Annotated in this window: 23 protein-coding genes and 1 pseudogene; 6 read left to right on the top strand and 18 right to left on the bottom strand. The window is 43.9% G+C overall.

Annotated elements, in window-relative coordinates; genetic code table 11:
- Nucleotides 1-6: 6 nt before the first annotated feature.
- From HMPREF9193_RS03210 to HMPREF9193_RS03180, 7 genes are read right to left on the bottom strand one after another with little or no spacing between them, the layout of a single operon-like run.
- Nucleotides 7-1,329, bottom strand: coding sequence for a YhfT family protein (locus HMPREF9193_RS03210; protein ID WP_021686628.1), 1,323 nt, complete (start codon nucleotides 1,327-1,329; stop codon nucleotides 7-9).
- Nucleotides 1,326-1,703, bottom strand: coding sequence for a DUF2620 family protein (locus tag HMPREF9193_RS03205; RefSeq protein ID WP_021686627.1), 378 nt, complete (start codon nucleotides 1,701-1,703; stop codon nucleotides 1,326-1,328). The genes HMPREF9193_RS03210 and HMPREF9193_RS03205 overlap by 4 nt, the downstream gene beginning before the upstream one ends.
- A gap of 46 nt (nucleotides 1,704-1,749) precedes the next feature.
- Entirely contained in the window at nucleotides 1,750-2,112 is a 363-nt protein-coding gene (locus HMPREF9193_RS03200; RefSeq protein ID WP_021686626.1) for a PRD domain-containing protein, read from the bottom strand.
- Entirely contained in the window at nucleotides 2,105-3,823 is a 1,719-nt protein-coding gene (gene ptsP / locus HMPREF9193_RS03195; RefSeq protein ID WP_021686625.1) for a phosphoenolpyruvate--protein phosphotransferase, read from the bottom strand. The genes HMPREF9193_RS03200 and ptsP overlap by 8 nt, the downstream gene beginning before the upstream one ends.
- 8 nt (nucleotides 3,824-3,831) lie before the next feature.
- The gene (locus tag HMPREF9193_RS03190; RefSeq protein WP_021686624.1) at nucleotides 3,832-4,092 is read right to left on the bottom strand and encodes an HPr family phosphocarrier protein; all 261 of its coding nucleotides are present in this window, start codon (nucleotides 4,090-4,092) and stop codon (nucleotides 3,832-3,834) included.
- Nucleotides 4,092-4,544: a PTS sugar transporter subunit IIA gene (locus tag HMPREF9193_RS03185; protein WP_040847521.1), complete on the bottom strand. Its 453-nt coding sequence runs from the start codon at nucleotides 4,542-4,544 to the stop codon at nucleotides 4,092-4,094. The genes HMPREF9193_RS03190 and HMPREF9193_RS03185 overlap by 1 nt, the downstream gene beginning before the upstream one ends.
- On the bottom strand, nucleotides 4,537-6,141 hold the full coding sequence (locus HMPREF9193_RS03180) for a BglG family transcription antiterminator (protein ID WP_040847432.1): 1,605 nt from the start codon (nucleotides 6,139-6,141) through the stop codon (nucleotides 4,537-4,539). Before HMPREF9193_RS03180 ends, HMPREF9193_RS03185 begins: the two co-directional genes overlap by 8 nt.
- A 170-nt stretch (nucleotides 6,142-6,311) precedes the next feature.
- On the opposite strand from HMPREF9193_RS03180, the gene HMPREF9193_RS03175 reads away from it, so the two are divergent.
- Nucleotides 6,312-7,028, top strand: coding sequence for a YoaK family protein (locus tag HMPREF9193_RS03175; RefSeq protein ID WP_021686621.1), 717 nt, complete (start codon nucleotides 6,312-6,314; stop codon nucleotides 7,026-7,028).
- A gap of 73 nt (nucleotides 7,029-7,101) precedes the next feature.
- The gene (locus tag HMPREF9193_RS03170) at nucleotides 7,102-7,743 is read left to right on the top strand and encodes a DUF1007 family protein (RefSeq protein WP_021686620.1); all 642 of its coding nucleotides are present in this window, start codon (nucleotides 7,102-7,104) and stop codon (nucleotides 7,741-7,743) included.
- On the opposite strand, the gene HMPREF9193_RS03165 is transcribed toward HMPREF9193_RS03170, so the two are convergent.
- The 3 genes from HMPREF9193_RS03165 to HMPREF9193_RS03155 form a co-directional block, all read right to left on the bottom strand.
- On the bottom strand, nucleotides 7,724-8,629 hold the full coding sequence (locus HMPREF9193_RS03165; RefSeq protein ID WP_021686619.1) for an Mrp/NBP35 family ATP-binding protein: 906 nt from the start codon (nucleotides 8,627-8,629) through the stop codon (nucleotides 7,724-7,726). The two genes, HMPREF9193_RS03170 and HMPREF9193_RS03165, sit on opposite strands and share 20 nt — an antisense overlap.
- Before the next feature lie 46 nt (nucleotides 8,630-8,675).
- A complete protein-coding gene (locus HMPREF9193_RS03160; protein ID WP_021686618.1) occupies nucleotides 8,676-9,377 on the bottom strand; it encodes a queuosine precursor transporter in 702 nt (233 codons plus the stop codon).
- A 247-nt stretch (nucleotides 9,378-9,624) separates the two neighbouring features.
- Nucleotides 9,625-9,849 (bottom strand): YdbC family protein, encoded by a 225-nt coding sequence (locus HMPREF9193_RS03155; protein ID WP_021686616.1) that lies wholly within the window; start codon nucleotides 9,847-9,849, stop codon nucleotides 9,625-9,627.
- Nucleotides 9,850-10,231: 382 nt separating this feature from the next.
- Here HMPREF9193_RS03155 and HMPREF9193_RS03145 point away from each other — a divergent pair, with 382 nt between their 5' ends.
- The gene (locus HMPREF9193_RS03145; protein WP_021686614.1) at nucleotides 10,232-11,071 is read left to right on the top strand and encodes a sigma-70 family RNA polymerase sigma factor; all 840 of its coding nucleotides are present in this window, start codon (nucleotides 10,232-10,234) and stop codon (nucleotides 11,069-11,071) included.
- 53 nt (nucleotides 11,072-11,124) lie between these two features.
- On the opposite strand, the gene ispF is transcribed toward HMPREF9193_RS03145, so the two are convergent.
- From ispF to HMPREF9193_RS03120, 6 genes and pseudogenes are all read right to left on the bottom strand, one after another.
- Nucleotides 11,125-11,586 carry a 2-C-methyl-D-erythritol 2,4-cyclodiphosphate synthase gene (gene ispF, locus HMPREF9193_RS11460; RefSeq protein ID WP_306698967.1) on the bottom strand — a complete coding sequence of 154 codons (462 nt, stop codon included), beginning with the start codon at nucleotides 11,584-11,586 and terminating at the stop codon, nucleotides 11,125-11,127.
- 63 nt (nucleotides 11,587-11,649) lie between these two features.
- Nucleotides 11,650-12,432 (bottom strand): annotated as a pseudogene (locus tag HMPREF9193_RS11455) (IspD/TarI family cytidylyltransferase); the annotation flags it as partial.
- Nucleotides 12,433-12,441: 9 nt separating this feature from the next.
- Nucleotides 12,442-13,074 carry a CarD family transcriptional regulator gene (locus HMPREF9193_RS03135; protein ID WP_021686612.1) on the bottom strand — a complete coding sequence of 211 codons (633 nt, stop codon included), beginning with the start codon at nucleotides 13,072-13,074 and terminating at the stop codon, nucleotides 12,442-12,444.
- A 100-nt stretch (nucleotides 13,075-13,174) separates the two neighbouring features.
- Nucleotides 13,175-13,930: a lysophospholipid acyltransferase family protein gene (locus tag HMPREF9193_RS03130; protein WP_021686611.1), complete on the bottom strand. Its 756-nt coding sequence runs from the start codon at nucleotides 13,928-13,930 to the stop codon at nucleotides 13,175-13,177.
- Nucleotides 13,930-15,072 carry a glycosyltransferase family 2 protein gene (locus tag HMPREF9193_RS03125; RefSeq protein ID WP_245565490.1) on the bottom strand — a complete coding sequence of 381 codons (1,143 nt, stop codon included), beginning with the start codon at nucleotides 15,070-15,072 and terminating at the stop codon, nucleotides 13,930-13,932. The genes HMPREF9193_RS03130 and HMPREF9193_RS03125 overlap by 1 nt, the downstream gene beginning before the upstream one ends.
- 26 nt (nucleotides 15,073-15,098) lie before the next feature.
- Nucleotides 15,099-15,839, bottom strand: coding sequence for a tetratricopeptide repeat protein (locus tag HMPREF9193_RS03120; protein ID WP_169720446.1), 741 nt, complete (start codon nucleotides 15,837-15,839; stop codon nucleotides 15,099-15,101).
- A gap of 124 nt (nucleotides 15,840-15,963) precedes the next feature.
- Here HMPREF9193_RS03120 and HMPREF9193_RS03115 point away from each other — a divergent pair, with 124 nt between their 5' ends.
- The 3 genes from HMPREF9193_RS03115 (at nucleotide 15,964) to HMPREF9193_RS03105 (ending at nucleotide 21,306) form a co-directional block, all read left to right on the top strand.
- The gene (locus HMPREF9193_RS03115) at nucleotides 15,964-17,034 is read left to right on the top strand and encodes a phospho-N-acetylmuramoyl-pentapeptide-transferase (RefSeq protein ID WP_021686608.1); all 1,071 of its coding nucleotides are present in this window, start codon (nucleotides 15,964-15,966) and stop codon (nucleotides 17,032-17,034) included.
- 140 nt (nucleotides 17,035-17,174) lie between these two features.
- On the top strand, nucleotides 17,175-20,303 hold the full coding sequence (locus HMPREF9193_RS03110) for a glycoside hydrolase family 2 TIM barrel-domain containing protein (protein ID WP_021686607.1): 3,129 nt from the start codon (nucleotides 17,175-17,177) through the stop codon (nucleotides 20,301-20,303).
- A gap of 76 nt (nucleotides 20,304-20,379) precedes the next feature.
- Complete coding sequence (locus HMPREF9193_RS03105) at nucleotides 20,380-21,306, top strand: META domain-containing protein (RefSeq protein ID WP_021686606.1); 927 nt, start codon at nucleotides 20,380-20,382, stop codon at nucleotides 21,304-21,306.
- A gap of 77 nt (nucleotides 21,307-21,383) precedes the next feature.
- On the opposite strand, the gene rpsG is transcribed toward HMPREF9193_RS03105, so the two are convergent.
- Nucleotides 21,384-21,854 carry a 30S ribosomal protein S7 gene (gene rpsG, locus HMPREF9193_RS03100; RefSeq protein WP_040847430.1) on the bottom strand — a complete coding sequence of 157 codons (471 nt, stop codon included), beginning with the start codon at nucleotides 21,852-21,854 and terminating at the stop codon, nucleotides 21,384-21,386.
- Between the two features lie 11 nt (nucleotides 21,855-21,865).
- A complete protein-coding gene (gene rpsL, locus HMPREF9193_RS03095; protein WP_021686604.1) occupies nucleotides 21,866-22,240 on the bottom strand; it encodes a 30S ribosomal protein S12 in 375 nt (124 codons plus the stop codon).
- Between the last annotated feature and the right edge of the window lie 48 nt (nucleotides 22,241-22,288).

Here is a 22,288-nt window from a genome sequence, read left to right as displayed (position 1 = left end):
CTTCGTTTATTTGTTTACAGGAAACAATCCGATAAGGTGCAAAATATTTACCAAAATGCCGACGGCTATTGCACCCACAGGACCTACCGCCATAGTAGGTATGGGCTTTTTTGAATTTTGGTTGATAAAATACAAACCTATAACAAAAATATAGCCTATCGATGGGGCAATGGCATTTGCCGCAAGCATACCGCCGACCAATAGCGCCAAATCCAACACTTTGGACATAGCGGTTCTTGTGTTGTCTCCCAATTCTTTTAAGCCGGGGGCTTTGTCCATACCTTTTGCTATAACGTTCAGCAACAACACTTCCAATACCATAATAAGCGCGGCAATAAAAAAAGAACCGACCAATCCCAAAATTCCGAAGTTAATTAAAAGCAGCGCGGGAACGTGCACGGCTTTTGTACCGGCAGGAGAATACACACCGGACATAATCGCCGTTGTCATAACCAAAGGAATAAAACCGAGCATTCTTCCTAAAGAAACCATTGCGGCTTCCGTATATTTTCCTTCGGCAGTTAAAGTTAAAGAAGCAGGACCTTCCGAAATCAAAAGCAACGATGTCGCCAAAGCAACAACGCCGCCGCTTATCGCCAACAGTACAATATTTTTTTTAATACGCCCTATATTGTCTTCAAATAAAGAAAAAACTTTTACGGCTTCACCCGAATCGTTTTTTTTCGTGCGGGCAGCGGCAAACAGCATCGCAAGAATACCGAATAACAGCGCCATTCCATCAGCATTTAAAGCAATTTTAATATCGTTAACGGTAAATTTACCGTACAAGCCGGTTAAATGTTTGATGAGCATAGTTAATGCTAAAACAATAGACGCTTCCGCCACTCCCTTTTGATAAGCAATGGCAACTGCCGGGAAAACACAAAACGAAATAATAATTAAGTTTCCGACCGTACTTAAATTGCTCGTAAAGTTAATCGGCATTTTTTCGAATATGCTCATAATTGCCTGCATACCGAACATTAAAAGCACACCGTATACACAGCCTACAAGTGTCGCTAAAATCATACCGAGTTTGTCGTCTTTAAAAGCCGTTCCGATAATATCGCAAGCCAATAAAACCGTATGCACTATTATTATTTTTCCAGTAATAGACGTAGGCAAACCGAAGCCGATTACAAGACCGAAAGACAGCGCAAAGCTGGTTGCAAACAAGCTTTTTCTATCCATTGATTTGTTTAAGTATTGCGGCAAAAGCGGGCGCAAACCGTCATGAAATACGGCAATACTTTGATTTGCCAAATACGACGACAACCCACCTAAAGCCGCCATAACCAAAACAGTTAATACATTGATTTCAAATTTCATCTTTCCATTCCTCCTTTTAGTATGGACTGAATTAAAACCGGTATTATTTTTTCCGCATCGGTATTTACAAAACCGAACGCCTTTTTACCGTCTGAAACCGCTTGAGCGATTTCATCATCGGAAACGATTTTTCCGGGAACACTGAGAGAAACACAAGATTGCGCTCCAAGCAAACCGATTGCCATAGCGATCGCCGCCCCCGCTCCGGTAGCGCATGCACCGATGTAGTAATCGTAGGCACCGCTTTTTACCCCGACTGCAGCTTCCACATCGCTTTTAATATCAACTGTTACGTTTTCGCCTCCGTACTGTGTAATCAGTTTTGCAAGCAATTGTTTGTCCATTTGTCCGCCGACGGCTATTTTTTTCGGCATTACACCCTCCTTCTACTCCTTTGTATTCTGTTGTGCAGCGTTTGTATCACCCGTCGTCCATTACAACCAACAAGTTTGTGATTACAAAATATTTTTCCTGCAAAGGAAATGACAAATGAAAAATATTTTGTTCGATATCATCGGCAATAACTTTTGCATTTTCAAAGTTTTTTTCGCGTTGAATTTCGTCCGCCATAGCACCGGCAACTTGTTCAAAGCCCTCCCCTCTTTCAATCCTCGTTATCGCCATGGCAAGGTGCATAATAAAAGCGCTTGCATTCGTTTCATTTAAAACAATCTCATATTTTGAATTTAAATAATAAATCATATCGATAATTTTATGTTTTGTTTTATGTGTAATAACTTTGCTTTCAGCCAATATGTTCAGCCGGTTTGTCAGCTCATCCATTGTGTTCTCCCATTGTCGTTTTTATGATACGGTCTTTTACTCTTTGTATACGAGCGCTTCCCATGCTTAAACAACGCACTCCGGCTTTTAACAATGTTTCGGTAAATGCGGTGTCTCCCGCCATTTCGCCGCATACGCTCACGTGTTTGTTGTGTTTTTGTCCGGCTTCACACACTTCGCGTATTAAACGCACAACTGCAGGATGCCCTTCGTTATACAGCGTGTTTATATTCCGGTTCCCCCGATCGACGGCAAGCGTGTACTGGGTTAAATCATTCGTTCCTATGCTGAAAAAATCGACAAGAGGCGCAAGGCTGTCCGTCGTAAGAGCTGCGGCAGGCGTTTCCACCATAATGCCGATACCGACGTTTTTATCGTAGGCTATGCCTTTGCTTTGTAAATCTCTTTGCACACTTTCGACGGCAGAGCGCAGCCGCTGTACCTCTTCTTCGCAGCTTATCATGGGAAACATAATGTGTAGTGTGCCGTACACGCTTGCACGCAAGAGGGCGCGCAGCTGCGTATGCAAAAGTTCCGTATTATCCAACATATAGCGAACACCGCGCCAGCCCAAAAAAGGATTTTCTTCTTTGGGTAAATGCACGCACGGATACAGTTTGTCGCCGCCGATATCAAAGGTTCTGATTGTTACACTTTTTCCGTCCATAGCTTGCAGTACGGCGCGGTAAGTTTTAAATTGATTTTCTTCCGAAGGAAAGTCGGCACCGGCTTCGCTTAATAAAAATTCCGTGCGGAACAAGCCTATGCCGTCCGCGTTTTGTACGTAAGCTTGAGCGGCTTCTTGAACCGAGCCGATATTTGCCATAAGTTCTATAGTTACGCCGTCTTTAGTTACGGCGCGTTCGGTAATCAAAGCGTTAAAATATTCTTTTTCTTTTTGCAGCTGTGCGCTTTTTTCGGTATAAACGGCTGCGGTTGAGTTTTCCGGATTAAGCACGCACAGTTTTTTTTCGGTATCAATAACGGCTGTGTCGTTTTTTACAATCGTTGCATAGGGAATGCCGGCAATCATCGGTATAGCGTAAGAGCGGGCGATAATGGCGGCATGAGAGGTTTTACTGCCCTCTTCGGTAATAATGCCGAGCAAGAATTTTTTGTTGACTTCGGACATGTCTATAGGACTGAGCGCTTTTGCCGCAAGTATACACGGTTTTTCTATGAATGCTTTTTTTTGAGCACTACCCGACGAATATGACAAAAGCATAGCAAACAGCTGTTCAAAATCTTGCGCCCGCTGTTTTAAATACTCGTCTTCAAGAGCGCTCATATCATCTGCATATTCTTGTGCCGTAAGAGTTAAAGCTTCGCTCAAAAAAACTTTTTGCTCCCGTATGCGCTGTACGATGTCTTTTTCAAGTTCAGGATCGTTTAATATGGCTATGTAACTGCGCATAATTTCGGCTTCTTCTGAAGCCGCGTCTCCTGCGGCAATTGTGTTGTTTTCGGCACAGGATAAAAGCTCATTCAACTTTGAATCGACTGCAGTTTTTACTTTACAAAAACGTTCACATTCGGCATCTTCGTTTAAAACGCTTTTTTTGTGTTCGGCAAAATCCGGCTCCGGGATTTGACTGCCGTTTTCAGTTCCCTCCATACCGCTACACGGCAAAGCCGAATCGTCCGTCCATTTAACGATACTGCCGATACACAGCCCGTCCGACAGCACAGTTCCCGTTATCCTTTTTTCCATACTGGCGTTTACTCTTGCAATTGGTCAATAAATTCTGCAAGCGCTTTTACGGCTTGCTCTTCATCCGGTCCGGTCGCTTCCAAAACAACCGTATCGTTTTGAGAAATCCCTACGCGCAGCAATTTGATTATGCTTTTTGCATTTGCTGTTTTTTCGTTTTTCCGAATGCTGATGTCAGACTGAAAGGTGTTTGCAAGCGTTACAAAATCGTTTGCCGGACGCGTATGCAAACCCGTAGGATTTTTTACCGTTATTTCTTTTAAAACCATCACTTTCCTCCGTTTAAAATGTCTTTTAATTCCCGTTCACTTTGAACGCTGCGCAGCTGCTTTAAAGCGTTTTCGTTGTCGAATAAATCCATCACTTCAACTATAACTTTTTCATTTAAAGCTTCTTTGTCGGGCGCCGTAATGCACAAAATCAAATCGACCGGATCGTTTGTCGCATTGCCAAAGTTCAAAGGCTGTGCGAGGGTTACCAAACTAAAGCCTATCTTTAAAGCACCTTGTTCCGGGCGGGCATGCGGCATAGCAATACCCGGAGCGATTACAAAGTACGGACCGTATTCTTTAACTGAATTTAAAATAGCATCGCAATAGCATTCTTTTGCACAGCCGCAAGCAACAAGCAAATCGACCGACTTTTTTACCGCTTGCTGCCACGTTTGTGCTTTTTCTTGCAGCGCAAACGTTTTGTTTTCCAAAATAAATTCACTAAGCATTGCATACATCCTTTTTTGACTGTTGTATAGTCTGAATAACCCGTTTGATTTTTAACATATCCGCATCGTCCATGTTTGCAGATATATACGCAACCGGCACATGCACGTTTGCTGTTTCAATAAATGAAATAACAAAGTCTATCTTTTTTTCTTTAACATACCGATCGGTTAATTTACGCACGGAAACCGTTTCTATAGGGTCCAATTCGGGAAAAAGTTTCCCGATACGTTCTCTTAATATGCTGCTGATAACGACACCCGAAGCGCAAATTAAAACGGCTGATATTTTTTTTACGGTGTACTCAAAAAACGGTGCTATAAAACTAAGCAAAACCGCACATTCGTTTTCACTTATTTTAATGTGTAAGCGCGCATTCAAATACTCAGCGGCTTGAGTTGAAAATTGGCGCAAAGAGCCGTTTTTATTTAAAATATTTTCGGCAAAAGAACCGCCGGCATGCTCAAACGCAAATAAACTGCGGTGTTTTTTTATCAACTGCAATATTTGCATGTACACGATATATACAACTTTTTTATATTCTTCCACGTGTCCGTTTAGCGAAGCTTCTACAAAAGAAACAAAATTATCCGCTATTTGTTCGCAATACTTTTGATTTGCCGACCGTGCGCTGAGCGCTTCGGTGTTTTGCAATACGTCTAAAAAAAAGTACGTTTCGTTTTTTCTAAAATTTTCTTCGATTTGTAAAAACGGAAGCTCGCAGCATGCTTTTTGTATGCCGGTTAAAGCGCTTTTTTTTATAGCGCTTTGTTCGTTTACGCTTGCTTTGAGCTTTGCATTTTTAGCGGCAAGTTCGGATTGAACCGGCATAAAAAAATGGTTGATACAGCGGATTTCCATTATGCACACGCACAAAAACAGCAATACAAAATCCATATCGGAAAAAGAAACGGCACATAGTTTTTCAATTTTTTCTACAAAATCAAAGATTAAAGCGATGTCCGCAGTTTCCTTCAAATAATCGAACACTGCACAGGTAAATGAATACAGCTTGAGTTTGTTTTGTGCGGCGGCGCTTTTATAAATATGTGTATACAATAAACTCATAAATTCGTTAAAATTCACATACAAGCAAGCGGTATTTAATGCCGCATAGCGGGCGGCTTCTTCGTTTCCGGCAATACACGTTCCTACGCCGCGTTTACGCACAAGGGTGCAGCCCGATTGAGCCAAGCTGGGTTCCAAATCCGACAATATTTTGGAAACACTGCTTTGAGAAATTTTAAAACGCTTGCCGAGCGATGCAAGCTTTATCGAATCCTTTTCGTTTAAAAGATACAAAAGCACTAAAAAACTTTTTTCCTCCGCCGAAAATTCCTGTGTATAATTTTGCCGCACAAAGTCGGCAATAAAACGTTTTTTTTCTTTAGCGCCGCCGATAAGCATAAAGCCTTTACCTCGCCGTTTGGAAAAAGACAAGTCGTAAGGCGCAACGCACTTTTCCGCATTCGGCAATAGCCTAAACAGTGTACTTTCACTGATGCCCGTTTTTTCGGCTATTACCACAGAGGAAACGTAATCGTTTGCATCGAGGAGCACATTGATAATACCTGCCGTCCTCGTGTCATCGATATGCATGTATACATTATGGGGCTGAATTTGCCGCTTGTAAAGTAAAACTAAATTTACGCTGACAAGAAAAGATAGTGTCAACTCAAACAATGTCCGCACCGCAGTTTTCGCCACTTTCCGGAGCATCCGGCTCCTCCCCGTTGCTTCCATCGATAAAGTGTGCTATAAAACGCTGTATGAGCACGATAGAACAAAATCAATCTGCGGTTCTATGCAAAGTCCACGAACGCACATCGGTTGCACTGCTGTTAGCTATGCTGGGCGGTTTTTTGGATGCATATACCTATATATTAAAAAACGGCGTGTTCGCAAATGCGCAAACGGGCAATTTAGTACTTTTGTCGATTGCAGTTTTTAACGGCAAGCATGCACTCATCCCTAAATATGCTTTGCCCATATTGTTTTTTTCGGCGGGAATACTTTTGTCCGAATTTATTAAACTGAACGGCAGCATAAAGTCGGAAGTACGCAAAATCAAATTGATGCTCGTGTTCGAAGCGCTTTTGCTGGTGCTTATCGGCGCAACGTCCGTTCACGTAAATGCAGCATTTACCACGTGTACCGTATCTTTTTTAGCTGCAATTCAAGTCGGTATGTTTAACAAGCTTGAAGGAGCCGCAGTTGCTACCACAATGATTACGGGCAATCTAAAATCTTCCATGCAAAACTTGCACTCTTTTTTGCGCGACAAAGACAAGCGGGCACTCAAACGCTGCATACAATACATTTCGGTTATCGTTTTTTTCGGTATAGGAGCTGCAGGCGGCGCATTTTTAACCGAAATTTTTAAAGACAATTCGATTTATTTTTGTTTGCTGTTTCTTTTTGCCTCTTATGCGCTCATTTATTTCGGCAATGCAAAAAAAACAGCCGGTAAAAACCGAACAGTTTAGCACGAGTGTATAATCACGCATTTTATAAACGAAGCTCTTGACTTAAACACTTATATACGGACAGTATAACCGTATGAAAAAGCGCTTTTTTATACCCTGCATACTGTTTGTATGCTCATTTTTTTTGCACGCTCATCCGCACGTATTTATAGACAATACGGTTGAATTTATATGGAACGGAAAAGATCTGCGCGGAGCGTATGTTCAGTGGACATTCGACAGCGCATTCAGTTCCGAAATTATAAATTGGCTCGATGTAAACCACGACGGCAAATTCGATGACGAAGAAAACCGCCAAGTATACGACAACGCTTTTATCAATTTGCGCCACTACTACTACTATACGTTTATGCGACAAGGTTCGACTCGCACCAACCCGCCCAAAGTGAGCGAATTCAAAGCAACGCAAAAAAAAGGCATTATGAGCTACCGTTTTTATGTTGACTTGTCTTCATACAAAGGAAATGAACTGTATTTTGCCGTATACGACTATACGTATTTTTGCGATATTCGCTATAACGAAGACGGCGGCATTAAATTAACCTACGACCCCAAGCAAGTAAAAGCTTCTTTTGACATTATCGAAAACAAAGACTATCCGGTGTTTTACGACCCGTTAAGCCCGGCAACGGATACCAGCATATACGACCGTTGGAAACCGGGACTTCAAACCTATTACCCGCGTGAAATACGCATTAGATGGCAAAGTTTATAAAATCGTCAAAGATATCTGTTGTAACTTGCTCCGCTTTGCCTGCATCGCATGCCGCCGCAAAAGCCGGATCCAAAGGCAAAGCTATTGTCTTTTTAATTGCGTAGCGTTCGGCAAGCTTTTGTATGCGGCTTTCGCCGAAAACTTCAATTTTTTTTCCGCAATCGGGGCATTTGATGTAGCTCATATTTTCTGCCAGCGCCAAAACGGGAATATGCATTAAACCCGCCATTTTTACGGCTTTTTCCACAATCATACCGACTAATTCTTGAGGCGTTGCCACTACCACTATGCCGTCTACATGCAAAGACTGAAACACCGTTAACGGCACGTCTCCCGTTCCCGGAGGCATATCCACAAACAAACAGTCTACATCCTGCCATATCACATCGGTCCAAAACTGTTTTACCGCAGAGGCGATAATAGGACCGCGCCACAAAACCGGATCGGTTTCGTTTTCCAGCAAAAAGTTAATGGACATAATTTGAATACCCGTTGCGCTGACAACAGGATATATGCCTTCTTCGGATCCTTCGGCTTTGCCGTGCAGCCCGAACGCTTTGGGGATTGACGGACCTGTTATATCGGCGTCCAATATTGCAGCGCGTTTACCCCGGCGCTGCAGCGCGCATGCCAAAAGAGAGGTAACCAGCGATTTTCCCACACCGCCTTTACCGCTTACTACGGCAATAACTTTTTTTATGCGGCTTTTAGGATGCGCTTGCGCACGGAGGCTGTCGGCGATCGGATGTCCGCCAGCAGTTTGTCCGGCATTTGAACGTTCAGTGTCGTGGGCAGCCGATTTTTGCGGCGCAGCATGCGAAGCGCAATTACCCGAACAACCGGAACAGCCGTGCGAGCAGTTTTCGTTTGAATATGTGTTTTCCATATACTAAAGATACGTTTTTATGCCGCTTAAGTCAATTTGTACAAGTTTACTTTGCGCTATCAACACTCATTATTTTCCGCGCCGCATACACAAAGGGTGTGTCCGCAAAACTGGTTATTATATAGATAACATAGGTAGAACAGGCAATTGAAACAAGCGTTTGCAGCGGATACAATCCGTAAAAAGCCGCTGCTGTAAATAAAACCGTATTTAAAAGCTGAGACACCAGCGTCGAACCGTTATTGCGCAGCCATAAAAACTTTTTTTTGTTTGCACAGCGTTTGGCGGTAAAGTCCCACCACTTATGATAAAGCCACACGTCAAAAAATTGCGAAATCGCATAAGCTGCCAATCCTGCGCCCATAACGCGGGGTGTGTTCGAAAAAACCGTGCGCATAGCAGTCATAGCCCAATCGTTTTGAGACGGGGTATACAACAGCCAATAACGGCTTAAAACAATAAACAACACCGATGCGGCGCACCCGTATACAACCGCACGGTTTGCCGTTTTTTTTCCGTATACTTCGCTTAATATGTCGGTAACTAAAAAAGTTGAAGCAAACAGCACGTTGCCGAGCGTTTGTTCCATGCCGAAAGCGCGGATTAAAATAAGCACTTCGATGTTTGCGGCGATTGTAGCGATAACAGTCCATACATACAGTCCTGTTTCTTTAAAAAAGCGCAGCATAAGCAACACCGCACCGAAGTACAGCGGTACCGATACAATAAGAAGCAATTCGTTTTTCATTTAAGTTGATTTCTCCGTAGTTTTGTTTAACGGCAGGGCGGTTTCGAACTGCCGGAAAGATGGGACAACTATAACACAAAAAAATAAAGAAAACAAGAACCCTGCTGTTCGGCATCCGCCGGATAATTCGGCTGTCTCCGGCAGCCGGCAGGTAATTCTGCTGCCGACGCAAACCAACGTACAGTTTGAACAGCCGGTAAATGCTTCAGGTTGCTAAAGGGATAAAGGAAAACCGTGTTTATATTTTTTAATAAGAAGCGGTATTCAAAAGCTCTTTTAATGAAGTCAATTCTTCCGCCGTCAGCGTAACGCCTTTTCCCATTTTTTGATGGTCGGGTGCCCAGCTTCGAATATCGAATTTTGCATCTCGTCCGCCCCATGAAACCATATTCAATTCGAGCGTCCAGCCGCTTTTGCTTTTTGAAATCTCACCGATGTGTTTGGTAATAGTAAAAGAAAAATCATCAGCCATAAAAACCTCCTGTTTTTTAAAAAAGTACGAATATCGTACGCAATCAGTATAGCAGTTTTTTTTAACTTATATAAGAGCGTGCGGCGCCCTATCCAAACCTTTGCACAAAAAGCGCCGACAATCACATAAGCAAAGCAATATTTTTTGGGTCAAAAAAGACCGCTTATATCCTTTTACGCGTCCCCTGTGTCATTTTAACACTTTAAAAGCCTTGCGAAAGTATTTTTGTGTACCAAATGCGGTTTTATTTTTTACGCCGTCCCGTTTTAAGACCGTTTAATTCAATATAACACAACAAAATAAAAACCAGTGTCGTTTTTTCTTAAAAAAAAGACAAAGGTGGCACGGATATTGCATAAAGATATGCATTAAGGAGATTACAATGGCTAACGACGATAATGTACTTACTCTGTATCTTAAAGATATAAATAAAATACCTCTTTTGACAAGAGAAGAAGAAAATAATTTGGCTGTGCAAGCCGCACAGGGAAACAAAGCGGCAAAAGATAAAATCGTAAATGCAAATTTGCGCTTTGTCGTCAACGTTGCAAAAAAATACCAAAACCGCGGCTTGGACTTAACTGACCTTATCAGCGAAGGCAATATCGGTTTGCTTACCGCAATCGAACGCTACGACGTTACAAAAGGCTATCATTTTATTTCTTACGCCGTGTGGTGGATACGCCAAGCAATTCTTAAAGCTATTTGCGAAAAATCCCGCCCCATACGATTGCCGCTTAACCGTGCCAACGAATTGGTACAAATAGAAAAAGCGCGCAAACTGATTACAGGAAACAAAAGCGAAGAAGAAGAATTTGCGGAAATTGCCGATATGCTGCATATTTCTAAAGAACACGTACGCGAAATCATACATATTTCACGCGATATGGTGTCTTTGGATACGGCAGCCCGTTCTTCCGAACAAGACGGGGCTACCATCGGAGATTTTTTACCGGACGACCAATACGAAAGTCCCGAAGACGCAGCTATTTCCGTAACTATGAAACAGGACATAAACAACGTATTGAAAACGCTAAGCGAAAAAGAAGCGGAAGTTTTGCGCTACCGTTTTGGTTTAAACGGCAGTTCTTCCATGTCTTTAAAAGAAGTGGGAGACGTTTTTAATTTAACAAAAGAACGTATCCGCCAAATCGAAAAAAAGGCTATCCGCCGTTTGCGCCACCCCAAGCGCATGAGCTGTTTGGAAGCATACGTAGCATAACGATAGCGAAGTTTGTGCAAGCGCCATGCACCGCAAGTGCAGGGCGCAGCGGGTTATTTTTTTTGCAGCAAGCAAGTACAAAAAGCGCTGACGGCATTGCCTTGCCCTATGTCGCCCATACCCTCAGCCGTTTTTGCTTTTATAAAAATGCGCTCGGCGCCGCAATTTAAAACCGAAGCAATGTTTTCGCGTATACGCTCGCGGTAAGCAAGCAGTTTCGGGCGCTCGATAATAAGCACACAGTCAAGGTTTTCAAGCTGCCATCCGTTTTGCGTTACCCTATCCCATGCGGCGCCGAGCAAAAGCGCAGAGTCTGCGTTTTTCCAACGTTTTTGCGACGGGGGAAAAAGTTCTCCTATATCGCCTAAAGCGGCGGCGCCGAGCAGGGCATCGGTAATTGCATGAAACAAAACATCGCCGTCCGAGTGGGCAAGCTCTCCTTTGTCAAAGGGTATGGTAATGCCGCCGATAATCAAAGAGCGCCCGGAAACCAAGCGGTGCGTATCCCAACCCAAACCGGTACGAAAACAAGGGGCACTGCAGTTTTTATTTTCCGTCCGTTCGTCTTTTAAATCTTCTTTATACGTTATTTTTATATTGTCCCGTTTTCCTTCGCACAAATACACCGTACCGGCATAAGCGCTCCATATTTGCGTATCGTCGGTGCAGTGCAAACCTTCTTTTTGCGCCCTGCGGTGTGCGCCAAGCAGCTCTTTAAAGAAAAAGCCTTGCGGGGTTTGCACCGCAGCCAAACGAGAGCGCTCCAAATGGCGTACAACCGAAACACATTCGTCATCCGTTTCTTTATACGTATCGACAGCGCTAAGCGCAGGGCAGGCGGCGCCCTTTTGTAAAGTTAATTGTAATACGTCCAGTATGGTTTGCGGTTGTACAAAAGGACGGGCTGCATCGTGGATTAATACAATATCGGGTGTTTTTCCGCTGCGCTCAAGATGTTCCAAAGCGTGCAAAACCGATGTTTGGCGGTCGGCGCCGCCTGCAACGAATTCGGGTTTTATGTGTAACTGCGTAAGCTTTTGCGGCACAAAATCGCCTGATAAAAGGGCTGTTTGCGGCAATAGGCTTTGTTCCGTTTGTGCCGCATCATTTTGCTTTTTTGAATTACAAGGCGGAACGGTTATAATCAAACGGGTTAAAACAAAAGCATCCGTTTTACTGCCGTTTTTTTTGCCGTCTAAAGCGCTTAAAAAAGCTTCGGCGCTGCAGGATAGCACAGTTGTATTTTTTTGATTTGGAAACAAATGCGATGCAAGCGGACGGTATTCTTTTTTTTGTCCCGTTCCGAAGCGTTTTGATGTACCGGCGGCGGTTAAAATAACGGCTGTCGTATGCACGAGCATAAGCGGTTTTTATTCCTCTTCGCCGTCGTCGTCATCGTCTTCCTCATCGTTGACGATATCTTCATCTTCATCATCCAAAAATTCATCGTCGTCGTTTAAACCGTTAAAAACGGAATTGTTGCGTTTTATTTCGTTTTCCGCTCCCGGCGGTTCCAGTTTTTCGTGAATAAGAGCTTCAACTTCTTTTAAAGGTTTATCGAGTGCAAATGAAATTTCGTCTTCCAGCAGTTTTTTTGCCGAATCGTATAATTTGCGCTCAAGTATGGGCAGTTCTTTTACTTTACTGCGCCGGTACAACGAACGTACAATCATGGCAATATCGCTTACCGTACCTTTTTTTAATAAATCAAGGTTCATTTGATAGCGCAGTTTCCAATCCGAAGTAACGGGTTCAAAATCTTCACCTATGGTTTGCAGCGCTTGTTCGGCTTCAGCGGCGGATACGATTGAGCGTATGCCCAACTCCGTACAGCGGTCTACCGGTACCATAATGGTCATGTCGGACACTTCCAAATACATTACGTAGTACAGCAGCTTTTGTCCGCCGAAATCTTTTTCTTTAATTTCAATGATTTTACCGACACCCTGACTCGGGTATACGATTTTTTGATTAACCTTAAAAGCGGTTTTTTTCTTGCTCATACCGTGTAAATATAGCACAAAATCAAATAATGGTCAAAGCACGCGCAACGCAAACACAACTTATGCACGCAAGCATCCGGCATGCAAAGCCAACGCCGTATTAATTTTCTTTGCAACAGCGAGCTTCTTCTCCGACAATGCGCGGCATAACACCTTTGTAAAATTGACGCGTACCGCCGCGGCGGTTTATTTCGTTTTGTATAAGATCGTGTACATGGTTTGCAAAAATGCGCACCGCTTTCATATCCGTTTTACCGGTTTTAGGGTCTTTACAGTTAAAGCGCGCAGGTTCTACAGCATCGAGCACGTATAAACGAATGCGCGGCTTTTTTCCCGTTTTATCCGGTACAAATACGGTTGCCAAAGGAATAACCGGTGCGTCAAGCTCGGCTGCGGTAAAAAATGCTCCCGTATGAAAAGGAAACACGTCTTGATTACGTATATAGCATTCGCCTTCAGGATAAAAATGTATAAATCGAAAACAATTTAAAGCATGTGCGCATTCCGAGGGCAAACGGTATATGGAACGCACTCCGGGAGGAACGGGAACTCCGCCCAAAAGCCGGCACAAGGTTCCCAAAAAAGGTACCAGCACTACCGATTCCAAAAGTGTATGGTAGCTTCTGCGCGGAAACACAGCTGCAGATATCAATACCGGGTCTAAAAAAGTGGTGTGATTGGAAACCAATACCGCTTTTTTATACGCGCTCAGTTTTGTTCTGCCTATAATCTGCGAACGGTACAACGCAAAGTATATCGCATAGGCAAGAATTTCAAGCGGGTAAAACACTAAAGCCGAAGCGGCGCGAAAAACCGTTTTTGTATTGATAAGAGGTCCGCCGCGTTTATATGCCATCAGTGCACAATCCTGCCTTTCCATTCATAACCGGTACCCGTTATCGAGCGGTACCATGAAACAATCGCTATATACAATAAATTTACAAAAATAAGCGGGTATACAAATACCAGTTTTGAACTCATGTTTTGTGTTTTTAAAACCACAGCCCATGTACCGCCGACTAAAAGCCAATTTATCCACAATGCGGCAATCGAAAACGGAAATGCGCGTTCGGCAACAAGCGCATAAATCGTTAAAACAGGAGCTAAAAAGGGCGGCAGCGTTAAAAAAATAAAAATACCCAATGCCGCAAAAACAAGTATAAAATTATTTTTACCGATAAAATCAAACACGTTTTTGCTTATGCCGTTTACGCAGCTTTGCCATGAAGTATACATACGGCACATTGCCGCATCTTTTAAATCCAAAAAGACGGTTTTATAACCGTTTTTTTTCATAGCGCGGGCTAAAAACACGTCTTCGGTTGTACGGTTTTTTACTTGATCAAAGCCGCCGCTTTGCATAAACGGCTCTCTTTTTACGCAAATGTACTGTCCTATCGCTACTGCCAACATGGGGTGCTTACCCCATTTACATACCCACAGCGGTAAAAGAAAACCGCTGAGCAAGTACAGCAAAGGTATCGATATTTTTTCGCTGAACGTTTGCATTTGCTGCCGTATATAACCGGATAAAAATTCCGCTTTATGGTACAAAATATTCGTAACGGCAAGCGATACGGAAAGGGAAGAGTGCACGGTATCGGCGTCAGTAAACAAAAGATATTCCCCTTTTGCCCGTTCGCACAATTGCTTCATGGCAAATACTTTACCGCGCCAGTCTTGAGGCAGAGGTTTTCCCGAATACACGTGCAATTTGTCCGGATACAGCTTTTGCAGTTTATCCAGCAATTCCCGTGTTTTATCCGTAGAATTGTCGTCCAAAACGAGCACTTCGTAATTCATATAGCTTTGTTGCACAAGAGATTGAATACACGGTTCTATGTGAAGTTCTTCGTCGCGTGCAGGAACCAATACCGAAACAAAAGGTCCGTTGGTCAATTCTGCCGGTTTTGTTTCGCGCTTCATCCACAAAGCATTAATACATGCCAGTATACAAAAATAAAAACCGAGTGCGATGATAATCCAGTCAAAAATCAAAACCAACAATATAGCACCCTCGGTAATTATGTATGATTTTGTATTTGATTTTTTAATGTAAGCACAAAGAAATTGGTCGGATATACTTCCAACGCTTTTTCTATCCACGGTAGCGCTTCATCATATTTTTCCTGATGAACATACGCATAGCCGATAGCGCTGTTTATATTAAATACATCGTCTTTTTCCAAATACACATCAGGGTCGGCAAGAACAGCTTTCATTTCTTTTATGCCGCGCTCCAAATTGCGGAATGCTCCGGGGGCGTATATATACTGTGCATATAAAAGATACAAAGCAGCGCCGTTTTTTTTGTCGGCGGCGACTACTTGTTTTGCTATTTTTCCGACTTTTAAACCGTTGGACATTGCATACGAAGTCGGCTTAACGGCACAGTTTTGAGAAATGTTTTCTCCCTGTAAAAGCAATGCTTCGGCGCCGTCTTTGCGTATGTGCAGTGCTTTTTGAACGTGTTCCAAAGCGCTGTCGTAATATTTTGCCGCTTCGGTTTTGATTTTTGCATAGCCGTAGCTTCTGCCCATATAATAATCGCAACGAGCCAACGCAACGTATAAATCATAATCCTGCAAACTGTTTTGTATATCGGCTTTTGTTTTTTCGTATTCGCCGAGCAAAAAGGAATGATTGAGCGGATCGGAATACATTGCATCTCGAAAATCAGCTAAAGAAGCCGGAGAAAGAGCAAAAATCGGTAAAATAAAAGTAAATATCAAGACATAAATACAAAAATTGCGAACTTGTTTCATAGTATCAGTATACAGTTTCACAGCGGAAAAGACAAGGGCGCGCATTGCCTCACGTTAAATCTAAGCGAAAACACATTGAACCGAATACATAAAATACAGTACACTGTTAAAACGGATAAACGATATGTTGTATTATTTTGCTTTTCATATTATGCATTTTTTCGGACCGGGACGTCTTTTGCAGTCTTATGCGGTTCTTATTTCCGTAGCTTTGTATACGGGTTTTACCCTTATGTATTTTTTGCTTCCGCGCTGTTACCGCTTTTTGCCGGTAGACAGGGGCAGGGAATTTACAATCAATGCCGAAGCCGCAAAAGGGAAACCCACCGGAAGCGGCGTTGTGTTTATCAGCGCATTTACGGCGGTAACGCTTATTTGCGCACCCTTGGACGTACTGCAAGCAATTATACTCGGTTTAACATGGCTCACTATGCTCAGCGGATATTTGGACGACCGCAGCAATACCGGCTGGGGAGAGTATAAAAAAGGTTTATTGGATTTAGTTCTTTCGCTTGCAGCTTCTTTTGCCCTATACCACATAACTATGCTGCACAATCACGGTGCGGGAGTACGGTTTTGGCTTCCCTTTGTTGCAGGAACGGTAAACGTACCTGCATGGGTATACATTCCCCTTGCAACGGTGTTGCTGTGGGCTTCGATAAACACCACAAACTGCACCGACGGTGTAGACGGGCTTTCTAGCACGCTGGTGTTAATAGCGCTTATAACGATGGGCGTTTTGTTTTACTTTGTGCTGGGACACAAAGATATTGCCGCATATTTACTTATTCCACATCTTTCAGACGGCGCAAGCTGGGCGGTTATTGTTTTTTCGCTTGCAGGAGTATTGATGGGGTATTTATGGCACAATGCGTATCCGAGCAAAGTGCTTATGGGCGATGCCGGAAGCAGGGCTTTGGGATTTTTTATCGGCGTATGCGTTATGGTAAGCGGCAATCCGTTTTTATTTTTTGCAACATCTTCAATAATATTTTTAAACGGCGGAATGGGTTTGCTTAAAGTAGCTTTGCTGCGCTTTTTTAAAATCCGCATATTCGATTCCATACGCTTTCCCCTGCACGACCATATGCGCAAAAACCGAGGATGGTCGCCCACGCAAGTGCTGGTAAAATTTATGATTTTGCAAGTGCTCGTTACCATAGCCGTTTTGGGTATTATCTTAAAAGTGCGCTGAACTTACTCATTGTTTATCGATTTGTTTACACGATATTTTACCGCATTGACAGCGCATAAACGAAGCGGGTATAGTAGCACAAGTGCACTTAGTGCACAAAATACGCGTTCAAGCTAAACGGCAACACAAAGGCGGAATCTATGACATTCGAAAAATTCCACGAAAACCCGAAAACTCCCCACAAGGGCACATGCCCGCCGCGAAGTTATTATATCCCCGCTTTAAGCGAAAAAACGGCAGAAAAAGCTGTCGAAACGGGAATCAGCGAAAACGTTTTACCGCTGAACGGCGTATGGAACTTTGCTTATTTTTCTTCTTTTGATAAAGCAACCGAATTCGGTAAAAACAAAATAACCGATATTCCCGACGCGGCAATGAAAACCATCCCCGTTCCCTCGTGCTGGCAAAATCACGGCTTCGACACGCATATGTACACCAACATACGCTACCCCTTTCCCTACGATCCGCCGTACATCCCCGATGAAAACCCCTGCGGTTTTTACCGGCGTACTTTTGACATGGACGCCCATTCGCTGTTAACTGACAGTTTTTTAAACTTCGAAGGCGTGGATTCGTGTTTTTATGTGTGGGTAAACAAACGCTTTGTAGGATACAGCAGCGTATCGCACAGTACATCCGAATTCGACATTACGCCTTTTACGCGCAAAGGCACAAACACGCTCGAAGTGCTTGTGTTCAAATGGTCTTCGCTTTCATATTTTGAAGACCAAGACAAATTGCGCATGAGCGGTATATTCCGCGACGTGTATATTATACGCCGTCCGCGCGCGCACATAAAAGATATTTTTGTTAAAACAAAACTGAACGAAGACTGCACGCACTGTACGCTCAGCGCCGATATCGAATGCACAAAAGCAATCGATATTGATGCCGTTTTGTACGCCCCCGACGGCAAAGTCCTTGCAAAGCAAGCGGCAAAGCCGAACATGAGCTCGCGCATAGATTTTGCAATCGCTGCGCCCGTTTTATGGAACGCCGAACAGCCGCACCAATACCGTTTAATTTTGCACGCCGCAGGTGAATACATAGCCGTTCCGATCGGCATACGTAAAATAGAAGTAAAAGACAAAACCGTTTTTTTGAACAATAAGCGCATAAAGTTTTTCGGCGTTAACCGGCACGACAGCGACCCTGTTACCGGCTATACGATAAGTAGGCAACAAGCCGAAAAAGACTTAATGCTGATGAAGCGGCACAATATAAACGCCGTGCGTACCAGCCATTACCCGAATGCACCGTATTTTTTGCAACTGTGTTCAAAATACGGTTTTTACGTTATTGCCGAAGCGGATATAGAATCGCACGGCACCGTTACTCAAAACGGAGAATACGATGCTGCCCTTTTTTCTGTCCTTGCATCAGATCCTCTGTTTGAAAACGCTATTATCGACCGCGTGCAGCGCAGCGTTATACGCGATAAAAACTGCGCCGCCGCCGTTATGTGGTCGCTGGGTAACGAAAGCGGCTACGGTTCTTCTTTTGAAAAAGCCGGGCGATGGATAAAACAGTATGATCCGTCGCGTTTGGTGCACTACGAAGGTGCATTTTGGGCGGATAAAAACCGCAAAAACGATTTTTCCATGCTCGACGTATTCAGCAGAATGTATTCGCCCACCGAATGGGTAGACGAATACTTTGCAAACCCGAAGTGCGACAAACCCTTTGTGCAGTGCGAATTTATACACGCTATGGGAAACGGTCCGGGCGATATAGAAGAAAATATTTTGCAAATTTTAAAATACGACGGCTTTTGCGGCGGCTTTGTGTGGGAATGGTGCGACCATGCCGTAGCCGGCGGCACAACGGCAGACGGTAAACCGATTTACCGCTACGGCGGAGACTTCGGCGATTTTCCCAACGACGGAAACTTTTGTATGGACGGTTTGGTATACCCCGACAGAACGCCGCACACCGGTTTAAAAGAATACAAAAACTGTATCCGTCCCGTGCGCGTAAAAAAATACGCGGTTAAAGGCGGCGGGCAAAGCGCAAATGATAAAAACGCCGCCGGCACAACGGCGGAATTTGTGTTTACATCGAATTTGGTTTTCAGCAAAACCCAAGATGTTTTAAACATCGATTATACTTTTTTTCAAGATGGTAAACCTTTTAAAAGCGGCAGTATAAACGACATTGTTTTTGTGCAAAAAGCAAACGCACAAGCGTCGGCAAAAACCGTCCTTTCACTTCCGGCTGCCCCCGGAAACGTACTTTCTGTTGTGTTTACATACACGGCAAAAAAAGCAACGCCGTTTTACCCCGCAGGCTTTGAATTGGGATTTGATGAATGCATTTTACACGACTGCGCGACGCAAGGAACGGGACGACCGAATGCCGCACAAGATTCGGCTCAAACGGCTGAACGAGCGGTTAAAACAAGTGAGGCGGGCAAAACGTCATATACCGAAAACAGCCGCTATATTACGGTGTCGTCCGCTCTATTTTCTTATGAATTCGATAAATACAGCGGTCTTTTTTCGGCTATGCACTATAAAAATAGCGCGCTTATAGAAAAAAGCTGCGAGTGGAACCTGTGGAGAGCTCCTACGGATAACGATCAATACATTCGCAAAGAATGGGAAAAATTCGGCTACGACCGGGTAAAAACAAAAGTACATGACGTTACCGTTTCCGTTTTGCCGAACGGCAGCACGCGCATCCAAGCACAGCTTGCCCTCGCGCCCCTGTTTATAGCGCCTGTTATGCGCATAAAAGCGCAATGGACAATCGACGCATCGGGCAGCGTACATCTTTCGCTTAAAGCAAAGCGGAATACCGCTATGCCGCACTTACCGCGTTTCGGATTGCGCTTTTTTATGCCGCGCAGCTTTGAACACTGCGAATACTTCGGTTACGGTCCGCACGAAAGCTATTGCGACAAACACCGTGCAAGCATCCTTGCCGTACACCGTACAACCGTAAGCGAGCAACACGAACCTTACATACGGCCGCAAGAAAATTCGTCGCACTGGGGCTGCCGCAGCGTAACAGTGACCGGACAAAACACTCGGCTTGACGTAAGCGCGCTTCAAAGTTTTTCGTTTAACGCGTCGCATTACACGCAAGAAGAATTAGGCGGAAAAGCTCACGAACACGAACTTAAAGACAGCGGCTATACGGTATTTTGTTTAGACGTTCAAATGGGCGGCATAGGGTCTAACAGCTGCGGTCCGGAATTAAACGAAAAATACCGGGTAAACGCCGCGCAGTTTAATTTTGACTGCACGCTTATTCCGTCAAAAATATAGTTTTATTGTATCTTTTACACTCTTGTTTTAATAGTTTTCGGACGATGATAAAAGAAAGTCTTGCGCAGGAGTGTATATGAAGCCTTTCTCTTTTTTTGCCGCAGCGTGCTGCCTTTTTGTCTTTCTTTGTGCCGTTTGTGCTTGCAACAATGAAATAAACATAGAATCCAATTGGACGCTCACTTCGTTAATTACCCCCGACACGGAATTTTCTGCGGAAAAAGGCAGTTTAACCGTTCCTTTAACTTTATTTGCCGCCGCACAAAGCACAGGCGTACCGGATACCGATATGCCGAACGAAGCGAACACATTGCCGGCGGTACCGCCTGCACAGACGGCGCCGCAGATATCGTCGCAAAGCACAGCGCCGGTGCAAAACACAAAATCAAAACAAGTGCGCACATACCATATTGCCGGTTTTAGCGGTATTAACCGCTACAGCGGTACTCTTACCCTAAGCGGTACTGCGATAAAAGTACAGCTTAACGAGTACGCTCAAGCCGAAGGACCTGCAGACAAAATGAATTTGGAACGCCTTTTTTGCAGTACTTTACAAAAAGGCGGAACCGTTTCCGTATCAACAAATGCAGCCGGTTCCGAGCTGGTTATATTTAATTTGCGCGAAAAAACCGAATTGACGTTTAAAAAATCCGTACTCGAAAACACAAACTGGAAACTAAACCGGTACAATAAAGAGCATACAATGCTGCAAGCACCCGAAAGCGTTCGTTACGCATCCCTATCCTTTACGGACAGCAACCGGTTATACGGAAGCACGGGCGTAAACAATTTTTCAGCAGCGTGCTTTATTAAAAGCGGCAGCGCTTTAAGCATAGCAGAACTTGCCGTAACCCGTATAGCATCCCCAAACGGAGAAGCTGCCGAATTTGAAAGGCGCTATATGGAACTTTTAAAGCAATGTGTTTTGTTTACGGTTGAAGGCGGCACCTTGAATTTAAAAAACAGGACAGGAGAAGTGTTACTCACATACACACAGTTTTAACCTTTAGCGCAATAAAAATAAAAACGCCGTCCACCAATGTGAACGGCGCTCTAATCGCTTTTGAGGTTCTAAAAGAACTACCAGCGGTAGTGGGCAAAAGCTTTGTTTGCTTCTGCCATTTTATGGGTATCTTCTTTCTTTTTATAAGCCGTACCCGTATTATTGTATGCGTCCAAAAGCTCTGCAGCAAGGCGCTCGCCCATACCGCGTCCGCTTTTTGCACGTGCGGCGGCAATAACCCAGCGCATAGCAAGCGCTTCACGGCGGCTTTCGCGGATTTCAATCGGAACTTGATAGGTTGCACCTCCGACGCGGCGCGATTTTACTTCAACCAAAGGTTTTACGTTATCAAGCGCTTTTAAAAACACTTCCAAAGGATCTTTTTCCGTTTTTGATTTTAAAGTATCCATCGCTTCGTACATAATACGCACGCTGATCGATTTTTTACCGTCGAGCATCATGCGGGTAACGAATTTAGAAACGACGGAGCTGTTGTAACGCGAATCCGGCAGAATAGGACGGTTTACGCTTTTATTTTTTCTTCCCATTCTTTTTCTCCTTACGCTTTAGGCTTTTTCGCACCGTATTTGGAACGTCCGCGTTTGCGGTCTTCCACACCAAGCGTATCTTTTGTACCGCGGATAATGTGATAGCGTACACCGGGTAAATCTTTTACACGGCCGCCGCGGATAAGAACAACCGAGTGTTCTTGCAAATTGTGCCCGATACCCGGAATATATGCGGTAACTTCAATACCGTTGCTCAAGCGCACACGGGCGACTTTACGCAGTGCCGAATTCGGTTTTTTAGGCGTAAACGTCATAACACGTGTACATACGCCGCGTTTTTGCGGGCAAGACTGAAGCGCAGGCGATTTAGTCCTGTTCGCTATCGTTTTGCGACCCTGACGGATCAACTGATTAATTGTAGGCATGAACCTTTTACTCCTATTCGTTAAACCGGCAGCACTCCGGTTAAAAAT

The organism is Treponema lecithinolyticum ATCC 700332 (assembly GCA_000468055.1).
GTDB classification, from domain to species: domain Bacteria; phylum Spirochaetota; class Spirochaetia; order Treponematales; family Treponemataceae; genus Treponema_C; species Treponema_C lecithinolyticum.
Note: the sequence above shows the minus strand (reverse complement) of the source record. Positions and strands in the feature narration are given on the sequence as shown.